This window comes from Variovorax sp. PBS-H4, from assembly GCF_901827205.1.
Taxonomy (GTDB): Bacteria; Pseudomonadota; Gammaproteobacteria; order Burkholderiales; family Burkholderiaceae_C; genus Variovorax.
Genome location: NZ_LR594675.1, coordinates 6,063,212 through 6,077,259, shown reverse-complemented (window position 1 = coordinate 6,077,259; position 14,048 = coordinate 6,063,212). Strand labels below are relative to the sequence as shown.

The following is a 14,048-nucleotide window of genomic DNA, read 5'->3' as shown; positions in this document are numbered from 1 at the left end:
CGGAGAGCTGGCGGGCGAGGCGGCCCTGAAAGCCCTGAGAGCGCTGCCGGCTTAGCTCCGGCGGGGCGAGCGCCGCCGAATACAATGCGCGATGTTCTGCGGGGCCCAGCCCCGCCTTAGCGCGTCTGTTCCATGGCCCGTGCCATGCACTGCGCAGAATCGCGAACCCCGCAGGGGGCCGCACTCATACCTTCCTCTCTGCTGGAGTTTCCCTTGTTCATTTCCTCCGCTTTCGCCCAGACCGCGCCCGCTGCTGCCGGTGGCAGCGACATGATGTCGTCCCTCGGCAGCATGCTGCCGCTGGTGCTGATGTTCGTGGTGCTGTATTTCGTGATGATCCGGCCGCAGATGAAGCGCCAGAAGGAAGCACGGGCCATGATCGAAGCCTTGGCCAAGGGCGACGAAGTCGCGACCGCCGGTGGCCTGCTGGGCAAGATCACGCAGATCGGCGAGCAGTACCTGACCGTGGAAATCGCCAAGGGCGTCGAGGTGCAGCTGCAGCGCAGCGCAGTTGTCCAGGTCTTGCCCAAAGGTGCAATTAAGTAAGGAGAAAACGTGGGTGCCACGCACCTGCGTCCTTCGAGGTTGACTAGATGAACCGTTACCCGGTCTGGAAGTACGCGATCATCGTCGTCGTGCTGCTCGTGGGGCTGATCTATGCCCTTCCCAATTTCTTCGGCGAGGCGCCTGCCGTGCAGGTGTCCTCGGGCAAGTCGACGGTCAAGATCGACGCCGGGACCCAGGCGCGCGTGGCGGAGGCCCTGAAGGCAGCCGGCCTCACGCCGGACCTGTTGACGCTCGATGCCAATTCCGTGCGGGCGCGCTTCGCCACCACCGACGACCAGCTCAAAGCCCGCGACGTGCTGCAGCGCACGCTGGTGCCTGACCCGAGTGATCCGCCCTACGTCGTGGCGCTCAACCTGGTGTCGCGCTCGCCCACCTGGCTGGCCGCGCTGCGCGCCCATCCCATGTACCTGGGCCTGGATCTGCGCGGCGGGGTGGACTTTCTGTTGCAGGTCGACATGAAGGGCGCCATCGACAAAAAGGCGGAATCCTTTGCCAATGACCTGCGCTCGGGCCTGCGCGACAAGAACATTCGCGGCGCCGCGGTCACGCGCAACGGCCAGGCCATCGAGGTCCGCTTCCGCGACGCCGCCGCACTGGACGCGACCAAGTCATTGATCCAGGACCAGTTCCCCGACCTTGCCACCACCGACCGCCAGGACGGCAGCGAGTGGCGGCTCACGGCCACCATCAAGCCCGAGGCCGCGCGCCGGCTGCAGGACGCCGCTCTCAAGCAGAACATCACCACGCTGCACAACCGGATCAACGAACTCGGCGTCGCCGAGCCCGTGATCCAGCAGCAGGGACTTGAACGCATCGTGGTGCAGCTTCCCGGGGTTCAGGACACCGCCAAGGCAAAGGACATCCTGGGCCGCACCGCCACGCTCGAGATGCGCCTGGTAGACGAGTCCGCCGAGGGCCGCGCGGCCGAAACCGGCAGCGGCCCGGTGCCCTTCGGCTCGGAGAAATTCCTCGACCGCGAGGGCCGGACCGTCATCGTCAAGAAGCAGGTTCTGGTGACCGGCGAAAACCTCACCGACGCCCAGCCGGGCTTCGACTCCCAGACTCAGCAGCCCAAGGTCGACCTGACCATGGACGCCAAGGGTGGGCGCATCATGCGCGACGTCAGCCGCGAGAACTTCCGCAAGCGCATGGCCATGCTGATCTTCGAGAAGGGCAAGGGCGAGGTGCTCACGGCCCCGTCGATCAACGGCGAGCTGGGCAATCGCTTCCAGATCTCGGGCTCGATGAACGTCGTGGAAGCCAACGACCTGGCACTGCTGCTGCGCGCCGGCTCGCTGGCCGCGCCCATGGAGATCATCCAGGAGCGCACCATCGGCCCCAGCCTGGGCGCCGACAACATCCAGAAGGGTTTCGACAGCGTGATGTACGGGTTCGCCGCAATCATGGTGTTCATGTGCGTCTACTACATGCTGTTCGGGCTGTTCTCGTCGATCGCGCTGGCCGTCAACCTGCTGCTCCTGGTGGCCATCCTGTCCATGTTGCAGGCCACGCTCACACTGCCCGGCATCGCCGCCATGGCACTCGCGATCGGCGTGGCCATCGACTCCAACGTGCTGATCAACGAGCGCGTGCGCGAGGAGCTGCGCAGCGGCGCCTCGCCGCAGGCCGCCATCCACGCGGGCTACGACCGCGCCTGGGGCACCATCCTGGACTCCAACGTCACCACGTTGATCGCCGGCGTTGCACTGCTGGCTTTCGGTTCAGGGCCGGTGCGCGGCTTCGCCGTGGTGCATTGCATCGGCATCGTCACCTCGATGTTCTCGGCCGTGTTCTTCTCTCGCGGCCTCGTGAATCTCTGGTACGGCCGCAAGAAGAAGCTCAAGAGCCTGTCCATCGGCACGGTCTGGAAACCTGCTGCCGACAATGCCGCGGCGGCCGCCAAATAAGGAAGCACTGAATCATGGAGTTCTTCCGAATCCACCGCACCATTCCATTCATGCGCTATGCGCTGGTGCTGAACGCGATCTCCGTCCTCACCTTCCTGCTGGCGGTCTTCTTCCTGTTCCACCGCGGGCTGCACCTGTCGGTGGAGTTCACAGGTGGCACTGTCATGGAGGTCGCCTACCAGCAGTCGGTGGATGTGGGCAAGGTGCGCGAGGCCATCGCCAAGCTCGGCTATCCCGACGTCCAGGTGCAGAACTACGGCACCTCGCGCGACATCCAGATCCGTCTGCCGGCGCAGAAGGGCCAGACCTCGGCGCAGCAGAGCGAACAGGTAATGGGAGCGCTGAAGGCGGTCGACGCTTCAGCCACGCTGCGCGGCAACGAATTCGTCGGTCCCCAGGTGGGTGAGGAGCTCACCACCAACGGCCTCAAGGCGCTGGGGATGGTGGTGGTCGGCATCATGATCTACCTGGCCTTCCGCTTTGAATGGAAGTTCGCGCTCGCCACCGTGCTTGCCAACCTCCACGATGTCGTCATCATCCTGGGATTCTTTGCGTTCTTTCAGTGGGAGTTTTCGCTGGCGGTGCTGGCGGCCGTGCTGGCGGTGCTGGGCTACTCGGTCAACGAGTCGGTCGTGATCTTCGACCGGGTCCGCGAAAACTTTCGGCGCTATCGCAAGATGACCACCCGCGACGTGATCGACAACGCCATCACCTCCACCATCAGTCGCACCATCATCACGCACGGCTCGACCCAGCTCGTGGTGCTGTCGATGTTCTTCTTCGGCGGGCCTACGCTGCACTATTTCGCGCTGGCGTTGACCATCGGCATTCTGTTCGGCATCTACTCGTCCGCCTTCGTGGCGGCGGCGATCGCGATGTGGCTGGGCGTCAAGCGCGAGGACCTGGTCAAGACGACACCCAAGCAGGGCGATCCGGACGACCCCAACGCCGGCGCCACGGTTTGACGGGCGCGGTCCCCGACGAGGCAATTGCGGATTCGGGTTGCCGAGATGCATCCAGCACCCTTGTGCGGTTACGCTTCGCGTTGCAAGCTCGGACTTGTTGAACCGTTTTAATTGCCGTCCTCGCCTTTCACATGATCTCGCGGTCACCCGCCTCCTCCCAGCAGCTCGCCCGCGAGACCCGTGAGCGTTTCGTGGCCGCGACGGAGGGGGCAATCGCTCCGATCGCTGTCGCGGTCCGTGAGCGGCTGGCGGCGCTTGCCGGAATGACTGCCAGTGTGCGCGAGATGCAGCAGCACCGCGACGATTTCCTGGCCTTCCAGGCGCAGGGCTCCAGCTGGGTGCCGATGTCCCAGACCGCATGGCGCAAGGCGCTGGGCGGCGGCGGGCAGAGCGGAGCTACCGGAGGCCTGCGACTGGAATTGATCGGCGATGAGGTGGTGGAGAACAACATCCTGTCCTCGCGCCTGGCGCAGTCGATCCAGGACAAGGCCCAGTTCGAGCTCAACGACCTGCGCTTGCGCATCCAGTACCTGGAGGGCACCGGCGAGCTGGACGCCAAGGATGTGCTCAAGCCCGAGGCGCTGGCCCGCACTCTCGTCGATCAGTGGCTGGCCGCTGGACTGAGCCGCGAGACTTGGGCGCGTGTGCAGGATGTGGTGAGGCAGCGCTTGGTCGATGCGGTTGTCGCGGCGTACAAGGACGCCAATACTTTCCTGATCGAGCGCGGCGTGATGCCCGAGATCGATCTCAAGAGCTTCGTCAAGCGAACCGGCAGCGCCGGTTCCAACAGCGTGCCACTGGGCGGGAGTTTTGCGCGCTCGTCGCAACCCGCCAGCGCCTCTTTCGGCACAGGCGGTGTTCAAGGGCCGGGCGGATTCGGCGCCCCCCCGGGCAGCTTCGCCCCGGCGGCGATCGGCGTAGGTGCGGGTCGCGGAGGCGGCGGGGCAGGTGGGGACACCCTGATTGCCACGGGCGGCTCCCCACTGGTACTGGCGCGCCAGCGCGCGCAAGGCGTGCTGCTCAACCTCAAGCGCTTCGTGACGGCTCGCATCGGCGGCGACCTGGGCCAGACGCGCGCGGCGGGTGGCCAGGGGCCCGCTGCCGGTTCGGCGAATAGTGCGGGTGGCCGAGGTGTGGGCGTCGGGTTGGCTGCGCCCGCCTTTGCCGCCGCCATTGCCGACGCGGAGGCGGCCTACCAAGCGATGGCATCGCAGTACATGGTTGGCGACGAGGCGACCGCCATGCACCAGACTGCGGCCGAGTTGCGCCGGCGTACCAGCGAGCTCAAGAAGAAGGCGCCGACCACCGCCGACAAAGCCACCGTCGAGATCGTGGCGCTGATGTTCCAGGCCATCCTGGCCGAGGAGCGAATCCCGTTTTCGGCGCGCGTCTGGTTCGCACGCCTGCAGATGCCGGTGCTGCGCGTGGCGATCGCCGAGCCGGAGTTCTTCGGCACCTTGCAGCATCCGGCGCGCATGCTGATCGACCGCATGGGTTCCTGCGTGATGGGCTTCGATGCCGCCGCCATCTCCGGCAGTGCGCTCGAAGGTGAGATCCGCCGGGTGGTGCAGGTGATCGAGCAATACCCGGAAACCGGCCAGCGCGTGTTCAAGCTGGTGTTCGACGAATTTGTCGCCTTCCTCAACAAGTACCTGACGCAGAGCGACGCTACCCAGCGCGTGATGAGCGTGGCACAGCAGGTCGAGCAGAAGGAGACGATGGCCATCCAGTACACCATCGAGTTGCGCAAGATGCTCAATGACATGCCGGTGCGGGAGGAGATCCGCGAGTTCCTGTTCAAGATCTGGGCCGAAGTGCTGGCGATTGCGGCGCTGCGCTACGGCGCGCAGGACGAGCAGACCGTCACGCTCAAGCGCGCCGCTTCGGATCTGGTGTGGGCCGCCAGCGCCAAGCCCAACCGCAACGACCGCGCGCGCGTGATCCAGGACCTGCCCCAGCTGCTGCAGCGCTTGCGCCAGGGCATGAGTCTGCTGGGCATCGAAGGCGAGCCGCAGGAAGCGCAGATCAAGGTCATCGGCTCGACGCTTTCCGACGCATTCCTGTCCAAGACCGAGGCCATTCCGCCCGCCAAGATCGAGGCCATGGCCAAGCGGCTGGCGAATCTCGAGGATTTCGTCACGGAAGCGGGCGACGCGACCGACCTGCCGCTGGACGCCGCAAGCATCGAGCTGCTGCTGGGCGTGGACGCCGCCTCGCTCGAAGTCGTGCCCGACACCGGTACCAAGGTCGGTGAGGACATGCTCCAGTGGGCACACGAGCTGCAGGTCGGCACCTGGTTCATGCTCGACCACAACGACCGGGTCAGCCAGGTTCAGTTCGTCTGGCGCAGCGAGCGCAAGCAGCTGCACCTTTTCGCTTCGAGCGACGGGCGCAGCTTCCTGATCCAGGTGGGCCGCCTGGCGTCCTACCTACAGGCAGGACTGCTGGTGCCGGCCGAAGAAGAGACGCTCACCGTGCGCGCGACCCGTGAAGCGCTGGCCAAGCTGGACGCGAATCCGGAACGCCTCTTGAACTGAAGCTGGCGCTCAATGCGCAACGCGGTTCACCGCGTTGTCGCAGAGCTCGTCGAGCACGAGAGCGTCGGGCTCGACGCCGGTGCTCCAGTGCACCATCAGAACGATGATCTTGAGCTCGCCAAGTTCCAGCGGTTCCGCTGTCGTGGCCATGGCGCGATCGATGACGATCTCACGCAGACCCGCCGGCAGCACGCCCGACGACTCCAGAAAGCTGACGAAGCCCAGGCACTCGGCGCCGAGGTGTTCCTGTTCCGCCATCGAGTAGACGCGCATGGAGCCTGGCGATTCGGGCACTGCCGCCGGGCCTTCCAGGCTCACCGTCGCGCTGGTGCCCTTGGCATGCAGGGTGAGCTGGATACCCTGCGTGGCGAGGCTCAGGCCATCGAGCCACTGCAGCGCATCACGGATTTCCTGGGGGTCGAAGCCCTGGGCACTGAGCTTGCGGCCCAATTGCTCGGCTTGGGGGCAGGCATCGCCGCGCCAGTAGTTTTCGTAAACGTACACGAGCACTTCGAACATGGAGCCAATATAGCCCAGGTCGGCGCTGTCGCGGCTGCGTTGCGCAGACGGGACGCCGCAACTGCTCAACCTTGCATCACCCGCTGGAAGAGGCCGCCCGGAAGGCGGGCCACGTAGCCGGCGAGCTCCTGTTCCAGCAATTGCGCCTGCAGGGCTGCGGCGGGGAGGCCGGTGCGCGCGCATAGCGTATCCAGGCTCGCCGGGTCGTACCCCATCGCCCGCAGCAGGCCTGCGCCGGCGGCGGTGGACTCTTCTTCTTCCAGCAGCGGCGGTGTGGCAGGCGTGGGGGACCCGTAAAAGCGCAGCTCCTCGAGCACGTCGTTGACCGTCTCGACCAGCTTGGCGCCTTGGCGGATCAGGGCATGGCAGCCGCGCGACTGAGGCGAATGGATGGAGCCCGGTATGGCGAACACCTCCTTGCCTTGCTCGCTCGCGAGTCGCGCGGTGATCAGCGAGCCCGACTGCAGCGCCGCCTCCACCACCAACGTGCCGCGTGAGAGGCCGGCGATGATGCGGTTGCGCTTCGGAAAGTTCTGGTTGAGCGGTGGCGTGCCAAGTGGAAACTCGCTCACGATCAACCCCTGCGCGGCAATTCGCTGCGCCAGCGCATGGTGACGCGCGGGGTACACGCGGTCCAACCCGGTGCCGACCACCGCGACCGTCGCCGGCCGCATCGCATCGGTAGCGGTGTCCAACGCGCCCTCGTGCGCAGCACCGTCGATGCCCAGGGCCAGTCCCGACACCACCGCAATGCTGGCCTCTCCGAAAGCTCGGGCAAAGGCCCGCGCATTGGAGCTGCCCTGCGCTGTGGGATTGCGGCTGCCCACCATCGCGATGCTGCGCGCCAGCTGTGCGAGCTCGAATCGCTCAGGGCCGATCAGGTAGAGCACCAGCGGAGGATCGGCCATCTCGAGCAGCGAGGCCGGATAGGCAGGATCGCCCAGGGCGAGGATGCGGTGCGTCTCGCCCTGGGGCCCCTTGCTGCCGAGCCACTTGACGGTGCGCTCGACCCCTGCAGCGAGCTCCGCCGGCGCTTCGAGCAGCGCGCTGGCCTGGACGTCGGTCACCACCTGCCGGAGTGTTGCGGCAGGTTGGGCAAAGACCTCCATGGGCAGGCCGAAGGCCGAGAGCAGCTTTCGCGCGGCCGTGTTGCCGATGCCTGGCGTCAGTGTGAGCCGCAGCCAGCTCGCGAGTTCGTCACGTTCCACGCGAGGGTTGGGGCCGGATCACGGATTGATGAGCAGATCGCCGATGCGCGGCGCGTCGTTGATCTCGAGCACCAGCGCATACGAGACCCGCTCGAAGGGGCGGAACACCATCAGGAGGCCGATCCGCTCGTTCGGCAGCTTCAGCGTTTCCTTGGTGGCGCCGGTCTTGTCGATGATGGTGTCGCCGTTCTTGAGGATGGCCAGCACATGGCCGTTCTCGATACCGTCGATGGTGCCCTTGTTGATGGCCACCACCTGGTTCTGGGCGGCGAATTGCACCGCGTTGCCGTAGACCGAGACGATGCGGCCGTCGGTGATGGTTTGCGCCGGCGCGCGCGGCACGTAGCTCAGCAGTTGGCGAGGCGGCTCTGGCAGCAGGCGGTCTCCGGCACGCATCTCCTCGCGTGCAGCGACGATGTCGATCGTGGCCGGCACCGGGTATACGACCTCCTTGCCTTCCACTTCTGCCTTGGCACTCGATTCGCCGCGCTGCAGCTGGGCCTTGCCGAGGTATTGCGCCTCGTAACCGAGGATCTCGCCCGTCCCGGGGTCCTTGAGCGGTGTCGCGCTGCGGAACACGCGGTAGGTCCGGATCGGGCCGGGGGCTTCCATGAGCGGTGCGTCGGGTTCGCCGCGTGCATAGGCCCGATCACCGCGCGCCAGCACCACGCGGCTGTCGTTGCCCGCCACGATGCGCGGGGCCGTCGCCAACGTTGCGGCGTCGACCACCACGGGCTCAGCCAGGAAGGGCTCGATCACGCTGGGATTCAGCGTCGGCAGCGCCATGTCTGCCAGCGATTCGTAGCGCGTGCGTGGCGAGAGCTTGATCGTGCCGCCTTCAGGCGTGCCCCTGCCGTCGCGTCGCAGCGCCAGCCGCGCGCGGCCGCCGCTCTTGTCGAGATACAGCACCTGCCCAGGATAGATTCGGTGCGGATTCTGGATCTCGCCCATGTTCATGCCCCACAGCTCGGGCCAGCGCCAAGGGCTGCGCAGATAAAGGCGGGAGATGGCCCACAGCGTGTCACGCGGCTTGACGGTGTACTCGTCGGGTGCGTTCGGTGCCAGTTCCGACAGAGGCACGCCGGCCTGCGCCGCCTGCTGCGCCGTCGTGCGCTGCTGCGGCGTCACGGGGTAGCTTTGTGCCTGGGCCGTCACGCCCAGTCCCGCCATGGTGATCGCCGCCAGCGTGGCGAGGAGGTTCGGGCGCAGGCTGTGGTTCATGCGGTGGTTCTTCATGGTCGGATGGCGTGGAGCATGCGCGACCCATAGCAGGGCCCACGGACGCTCACAATTTGAAACCAATTTTGCGCTGAAGCCCTTGATCGGGCAACGTTTTCAAGTCGCTGAGCTTCTGGGCGTCGCGGAAATGGCGAAAATAACGACACTATTTCCTTCCGTCCATGGCCAAAAGAAACATCCTGAGCTATCCCGACCCGCGCCTGCACAAGGTCGCCAAGCCGGTGCAGGGGGTTGATGCACGCATCAAGACGCTGGTCGCCGACATGCTCGAAACCATGTACGAGGCCAACGGCATCGGCCTCGCAGCCACGCAGGTCGACGTGCACGAACGTCTTGTCGTGATCGACGTCTCCGAGGAGCGTAACGAGCCACTGGTTTTGATCAACCCGGAAATCGTCTGGGCCAGTGATGAAAAAGTCCTCAACGAGGAGGGCTGCCTGTCCGTTCCCGGCATTTACGACGGCGTGGAGCGTTCCACCGCGGTGCGCGTCACGGCGCTCGATGCCGACGGCGAATTGCGCACCGTCGAGGCCGAGGGCCTGCTGGCCGTATGCATCCAGCACGAACTCGACCACCTGTTGGGCAAGGTGTTCGTCGAATATCTTTCGCCGCTGAAGCGCAACCGCATCAAGAGCAAGCTGCTCAAGCAGCAGCGCGAAGACCAGCGCGTCGATCAACGGGAAGGCCGGCGTTGACTTTGTCCCTGCGCACCGCGCCGGCAACGCTCCTTGCGGCGGTGCTGCTGGTTGCTTGCGCTGGCGAGCCCACGCGCCTGGCCATCGGCAGCTCGCGCGAGCAGACGCTGCGCGAGCTCGGAACGCCGACGGCCGCCTATGCCCTCCCCGGCGGCGGCGAGCGGCTGCAGTATTCGCGCGCGCCGGCGGGCTTCGAGGTCAACAACGTCGATCTCGATGCAAGCGGCCACGTCGTTTCCGTGCGGCAGGAGCTCGACGAGCGCCTGTTCGACCGCACCATTCAGCCCAACGTCAGCCGCTGGCGCGAGGCCGACGTGCTGCGCACGTACGGCCGCCCGTTCGAGATCACGCAGGTGAGCTCCTTCGACGGCAACATCTGGACCTGGCGCTACAAGTGGCAGAACTCGCCGCGGCTCCTCTACATCTACATCGACCCGACCGGCGTGGTGCGGCGCTACCACACGGGTGACGACCTGATGCTCGAGTTGCTGGCGCCGGTGTGAGGGCCGCATGAGGATCGCATTCGCGGGCACGCCCGAGTTCGCCCGCGTCGCGCTGGAAGCGATCGCCGCGGCCGGCTTCGAGATCGCGCTGGTTCTCAGCCAGCCCGACCGCCCCGCGGGCCGCGGCATGAAGCTGCAGGCCTCGCCGGTCAAGCAGTTTGCGGCAGCGCGCGGCTGGCCCGTGGTGCAGCCACGCAGTTTGCGGCTGGACGGCAAGTACCCGGAGGACGCGGCCGCGGCGCGCGCAGCCATCCTGGATGCCGGGCTCGATGCAATGGTGGTCGCAGCCTACGGCCTGATCTTGCCGCAGTGGGTTCTCGACGCGCCGCGGCTGGGTTGCCTCAACATCCACGCCAGCTTGCTGCCGCGATGGCGCGGGGCCGCCCCGATCCATCGCGCGATCGAAGCGGGCGATGCGCAGACCGGCGTCACCATCATGCAGATGGACGCCGGGCTCGATACCGGCGACATGCTGCTTCGCGAATCGATCCCGATCGGCGAGGACAGCACCGCGCGATTGCACGACCGGCTGGCCACGTTGGGCGGCCGATTGATCGTGGATGCGCTGCAGCAGGCCGATGCTGGAACCCTCCGTCCACAAGCTCAGCCTGCCGAGGGCGTGAGTTACGCGCACAAGGTCGAGAAGCAGGAGGCGCAGATCGACTGGACGCACGAGGCAGCGGCCATCGTGCGGCGCACCCGTGCGTTCGACCCCTTTCCCGGCGCCAGCAGCACGCTGGATGGCGAGACGCTCAAGCTCTGGGCTGCGCAAGTCCGATCGGACCCGCCGGCGCAGCCACCCGGAACGATCCTGGCGGTCGGGCCAGCGGGTGTGGCCGTGGCTGCCGGCGAGGGCGTGGTGGTGCTCACCGAGCTGCAGCGCCCCGGCGGCAAGCGCCTGCCCGTGGCCGACTTCCTGCGCGGCTTCGACCTGAAGCCCGGGCAGGTTTTCGGCTGATGTTCGTTCTTTCTTCCATTCGCCGCCTTCCCGAGTTCCGCCGGGGCGCACTCGACATGTCTTCGATCGCTCTCGGCACCGGCGCCTGGGGCCTGATGACAGGCGTCGCGATGGTCAAGGCGGGCATGAGCATCTTCGAGTCGATGGCGATGACGCTGCTGGTCTATGCCGGCAGTTCGCAACTGGCCGCCATTCCGCTGCTGATCGCAGGAGCTCCGGCGTGGGTCATCCTGGCCACCGGCTTCTGCGTCAACCTGCGCTTTGTGGTGTTCAGCCTGCACTTGCGGCCTTACCTCATGCACATGCCGCGCTGGCGCCGCATGACGCACGGCTATCTCACGGCGGACATGACCTACGCCTTCTTTACCCGCCAGTACGCGCACCCGCCCGCCAACGAGGCCGAAGAGCGTGCGCAGGAGGCCTATCTGACGGGCAACTACTTCGTCCTCTGGTGCTCGTGGATGGGCATGAGCATGATCGGCGTCTTGCTGGCGAACCTGATTCCGCAGAGCTGGGGACTGGGCTTTGCCGGCGTGCTCTGCCTGGTCGCGGTGGTCTGCTCGATGGCGACCACGCGCCTGCGCATCCTTGCGGCCCTGATTGCAGGGGCAACCGCCGTCGCCGCCTACGCGCTGCCGCTCAAGCTGAATATCGTCGCGGGCATCGGCGTGGCGGTGCTGCTGTGCTTCTGGCTGGAAAAGCATTCCGGGCTCGACCCCGATGCGGAAGACGACCGATGAGCCTGGGCGCTGACGGCACCACCGACCCCTGGACCCTGGCCGTGATCGTCGGGTTGGCCTGCGTGACGGTGCTCACGCGCTGCTTCTTCTTCATCCTCGATCGCCCCTGGGGCCTGCCGGACTGGGCGCACCGCGCGCTGCACTACGCCCCGGTGGCGGCGCTTGCGGCCGTGATCATTCCGGAGATCGTCATGACGCAGGGCCACCTGATCTCCTCCTGGCAAGACGCGCGGCTGTACGGCGCAGCGGCCGGCACCGCGTACTTCTTCTGGCGGGGCGGCGTGCTGGGGACGATGCTCGCGGGCATGGCTGTCTACCTGCCCCTGCATCTCGGGCTGGGCTGGTGATCAATCCAGCGGCACTGCGCTCCCGGCCTCGCGCGCGGCGGCGATGCATTGCAGCAGCACGGCCTGGTCGCCGCACTGGTTGGCCAGCAGGAGCACCAGGCGAGCGTTGAGGTCGGCACTCTGTTGTTCGGTCAAGCCTTCGTGGGCAGCCAGCCATTCGGCGTAGAAGCCGTCGGCATCGTGGATGTTGGGTTCGGTGATCATGCTCATGCAGCGCTTCGGTCGTGAGCCAGGGCGGCGTGGATGGTGGCGGCGAGGCCCGCCGGCGTGGGGTGGCGCAGGAGCGCGGCGCGATAGCCATCGGGCCGGACCAGGCAGAGGCTTCCCGCAGCGCCCCCTCCCAGGTGCTTCGCGAGCGCCTCCGTGGGCTCGAGCGTGGGCAGGCCGCTGTCCCCGCCGACGGCAACGAGCTGCAGCGGCAGCGAAGCCACGGTGTCTGCCACCGCCCCCACCTGTTCCGTCGTCGGCGCGAACCACAAGCCGAGGCAGCGCGTGCCCTCGGCCAGCAGCTGCATCAGCGTGCATGGTTGGCCGTCGCACCAGCGCAGCGGCAGGTTCTGCACACTGCGCCCGCCCTCGGGCAGGTGCGGACCGCCCGGGTAGTCGTTGGCCACCGACATGCGCCCGGTGTTGACCAGCGCCCTTGCAAACGGATAACGGGAGGCCAAGGCGACCACTGCCCGGCGCATCGTGTGCTCGGCGGGGGTTCGCGGCGCAAGGAAGCGCGCCGAGCGGCTTGTGACCTGCAGGTTCTGCACCGCGGCCGCCCTGCGTTCGGCGTCATAGGTGTCGAGCAGCGCCTCGCCCGCGCGCCCCTCCGTGACCAGCGCCAGCTTCCAGCCAAGGTTGGCGGCGTCCTGGATGCCGCTGTTGCCGCCGCGCGCGCCGAAGGGGCTCACCACATGCGCCGAATCGCCGATGAAGAACAGGCGCCCGTGACGGAAGCGGTCGAGCAGGTGGTCGCGGTAGCCGTAAGGTCCGATCCAGACGAACTCGAACTCCACGCCGGGCCCAAGCTGTTCGCGCAGCCGCGCGCCCGCGACTTCCGGCTTGCTGATGTGGGCCGTGTCGCAGTCCTCGGGCATCTGGTAGTCGATGCGCCAGACGCCGTCGGCCATCAGGTGCTGCCACACGGCCCGGCCGTCGTTGAAGGGTGCATCCACCCAGGTCCAGCGCTCCACCGGCAGCGGCTTCTTGAAGCGCACGTCGCTGATGCACCAGCGGTCGGTGCTGCGCGACGCGTGGGCCTCGAGCCCGAGCTGCGCGCGAATGGGGCTGTTGGCCCCGGTCGCATCGATCAGCCATTCGGCTTCGATGACGTAGTTGCCCACCGGCGTCTCGACCTCGACGCGCACGCCATCGTCTCCAGGCTCGACGTGCGTCACGCGGTTCTTCCACCGCAGCTCGACGCCACCCAGTTCCAGGATGCGGTCCACCAGGAACCATTCGACGTAGAACTGCTGCAGGTTGATGAAGGGCGGCTGCGCCGAAACGCTGTTGGCCTGCAGGTTGAAGTTGTAGACCTCGGTCTCGCCCGAAAAGGTGCGCCCGAAGGACCAGGTGATGCCCTTGTCCGCGATGCGCTGGTAGATGCCCAGCCGTTCGAAGATCTCCAGGCTTTTTTGCGCATAGCAGATGCCGCGCGACGATGCGCCGCGCACGCCCACCGTGTCGTCCTCGTCGAGCAGCAGGGCGCGAACGCCGCGCTTCGCAAGGTCGCAGGCCAGCGTCAGGCCGGCCGGGCCCGCGCCCACGATGACGATCGGATGGCGCACGACGGCACCGCCGCGCAGCTCGGGCGGGGGGACGAAGGGCCAGCGCGGCAGCTCGTACTCGGGGGCGAAGCGAAACTCCTCCATCCCC

14 protein-coding genes are annotated in these 14,048 nt (G+C 66.9%); 9 read left to right on the top strand and 5 right to left on the bottom strand.

The features are described from left to right. The first annotated feature begins 213 nt into the window (after positions 1-213). The 4 genes from yajC (at position 214) to E5CHR_RS28890 (ending at position 5,976) form a co-directional block, all read left to right on the top strand. Complete coding sequence (gene yajC, locus E5CHR_RS28905; RefSeq protein WP_162583203.1) at positions 214-546, top strand: preprotein translocase subunit YajC; 333 nt, start codon at positions 214-216, stop codon at positions 544-546. A 47-nt stretch (positions 547-593) separates the two neighbouring features. Further along, positions 594-2,474, top strand: coding sequence for a protein translocase subunit SecD (gene secD / locus E5CHR_RS28900; RefSeq protein WP_162583202.1), 1,881 nt, complete (start codon positions 594-596; stop codon positions 2,472-2,474). Between the two features lie 14 nt (positions 2,475-2,488). Then, positions 2,489-3,439 (top strand): protein translocase subunit SecF, encoded by a 951-nt coding sequence (gene secF / locus E5CHR_RS28895; protein ID WP_162583201.1) that lies wholly within the window; start codon positions 2,489-2,491, stop codon positions 3,437-3,439. Positions 3,440-3,570: 131 nt separating this feature from the next. Beyond that, the gene (locus E5CHR_RS28890) at positions 3,571-5,976 is read left to right on the top strand and encodes a DUF1631 family protein (protein ID WP_162583200.1); all 2,406 of its coding nucleotides are present in this window, start codon (positions 3,571-3,573) and stop codon (positions 5,974-5,976) included. 9 nt (positions 5,977-5,985) lie between these two features. Here E5CHR_RS28890 and E5CHR_RS28885 read toward each other — a convergent pair whose 3' ends face one another. The 3 genes from E5CHR_RS28885 to E5CHR_RS28875 form a co-directional block, all read right to left on the bottom strand. Further along, on the bottom strand, positions 5,986-6,495 hold the full coding sequence (locus tag E5CHR_RS28885; RefSeq protein WP_162583199.1) for a DUF494 family protein: 510 nt from the start codon (positions 6,493-6,495) through the stop codon (positions 5,986-5,988). Positions 6,496-6,560: 65 nt separating this feature from the next. Continuing rightward, the gene (gene dprA / locus E5CHR_RS28880) at positions 6,561-7,703 is read right to left on the bottom strand and encodes a DNA-processing protein DprA (RefSeq protein ID WP_162583198.1); all 1,143 of its coding nucleotides are present in this window, start codon (positions 7,701-7,703) and stop codon (positions 6,561-6,563) included. Between the two features lie 18 nt (positions 7,704-7,721). Further along, on the bottom strand, positions 7,722-8,924 hold the full coding sequence (locus E5CHR_RS28875; protein ID WP_232062228.1) for a LysM peptidoglycan-binding domain-containing protein: 1,203 nt from the start codon (positions 8,922-8,924) through the stop codon (positions 7,722-7,724). Between the two features lie 179 nt (positions 8,925-9,103). Between E5CHR_RS28875 and def the strand changes: the two genes are divergently transcribed. From def to E5CHR_RS28850, 5 genes are read left to right on the top strand one after another with little or no spacing between them, the layout of a single operon-like run. Next, positions 9,104-9,637, top strand: coding sequence for a peptide deformylase (gene def / locus E5CHR_RS28870; RefSeq protein ID WP_162583196.1), 534 nt, complete (start codon positions 9,104-9,106; stop codon positions 9,635-9,637). Next, a complete protein-coding gene (locus E5CHR_RS28865) occupies positions 9,634-10,140 on the top strand; it encodes a hypothetical protein (protein ID WP_162583195.1) in 507 nt (168 codons plus the stop codon). The genes def and E5CHR_RS28865 overlap by 4 nt, the downstream gene beginning before the upstream one ends. Before the next feature lie 7 nt (positions 10,141-10,147). Then, positions 10,148-11,098: a methionyl-tRNA formyltransferase gene (fmt, locus tag E5CHR_RS28860; RefSeq protein ID WP_162583194.1), complete on the top strand. Its 951-nt coding sequence runs from the start codon at positions 10,148-10,150 to the stop codon at positions 11,096-11,098. Then, complete coding sequence (locus E5CHR_RS28855; RefSeq protein ID WP_162583193.1) at positions 11,098-11,838, top strand: AzlC family ABC transporter permease; 741 nt, start codon at positions 11,098-11,100, stop codon at positions 11,836-11,838. The genes fmt and E5CHR_RS28855 overlap by 1 nt, the downstream gene beginning before the upstream one ends. Further along, positions 11,835-12,185, top strand: coding sequence for an AzlD domain-containing protein (locus E5CHR_RS28850; protein WP_162583192.1), 351 nt, complete (start codon positions 11,835-11,837; stop codon positions 12,183-12,185). The genes E5CHR_RS28855 and E5CHR_RS28850 overlap by 4 nt, the downstream gene beginning before the upstream one ends. On the opposite strand, the gene E5CHR_RS28845 is transcribed toward E5CHR_RS28850, so the two are convergent. After that, on the bottom strand, positions 12,186-12,389 hold the full coding sequence (locus E5CHR_RS28845; protein WP_162583955.1) for a DUF2783 domain-containing protein: 204 nt from the start codon (positions 12,387-12,389) through the stop codon (positions 12,186-12,188). 2 nt (positions 12,390-12,391) lie between these two features. Further along, a complete protein-coding gene (locus E5CHR_RS28840) occupies positions 12,392-14,044 on the bottom strand; it encodes an FAD-dependent oxidoreductase (RefSeq protein WP_162583954.1) in 1,653 nt (550 codons plus the stop codon). Between the last annotated feature and the right edge of the window lie 4 nt (positions 14,045-14,048).

Bases quoted from the DNA above. Each gene is read 5' to 3' on its own strand.
- secD (WP_162583202.1), top strand. From the start codon at position 594: ATGAACCGTTACCCGGTCTGGAAGTACGCGATCATCGTCGTCGTGCTG.
- secF (WP_162583201.1), top strand. From the start codon at position 2,489: ATGGAGTTCTTCCGAATCCACCGCACCATTCCATTCATGCGCTATGCG.
- E5CHR_RS28890 (WP_162583200.1), top strand. From the start codon at position 3,571: ATGATCTCGCGGTCACCCGCCTCCTCCCAGCAGCTCGCCCGCGAGACC.
- E5CHR_RS28885 (WP_162583199.1), bottom strand. From the start codon at position 6,495: ATGTTCGAAGTGCTCGTGTACGTTTACGAAAACTACTGGCGCGGCGAT.
- E5CHR_RS28875 (WP_232062228.1), bottom strand. From the start codon at position 8,924: ATGAACCACAGCCTGCGCCCGAACCTCCTCGCCACGCTGGCGGCGATC.
- def (WP_162583196.1), top strand. From the start codon at position 9,104: ATGGCCAAAAGAAACATCCTGAGCTATCCCGACCCGCGCCTGCACAAG.
- fmt (WP_162583194.1), top strand. From the start codon at position 10,148: ATGAGGATCGCATTCGCGGGCACGCCCGAGTTCGCCCGCGTCGCGCTG.
- E5CHR_RS28855 (WP_162583193.1), top strand. From the start codon at position 11,098: ATGTTCGTTCTTTCTTCCATTCGCCGCCTTCCCGAGTTCCGCCGGGGC.
- E5CHR_RS28850 (WP_162583192.1), top strand. From the start codon at position 11,835: ATGAGCCTGGGCGCTGACGGCACCACCGACCCCTGGACCCTGGCCGTG.
- E5CHR_RS28845 (WP_162583955.1), bottom strand. From the start codon at position 12,389: ATGATCACCGAACCCAACATCCACGATGCCGACGGCTTCTACGCCGAA.
- E5CHR_RS28840 (WP_162583954.1), bottom strand. From the start codon at position 14,044: ATGGAGGAGTTTCGCTTCGCCCCCGAGTACGAGCTGCCGCGCTGGCCC.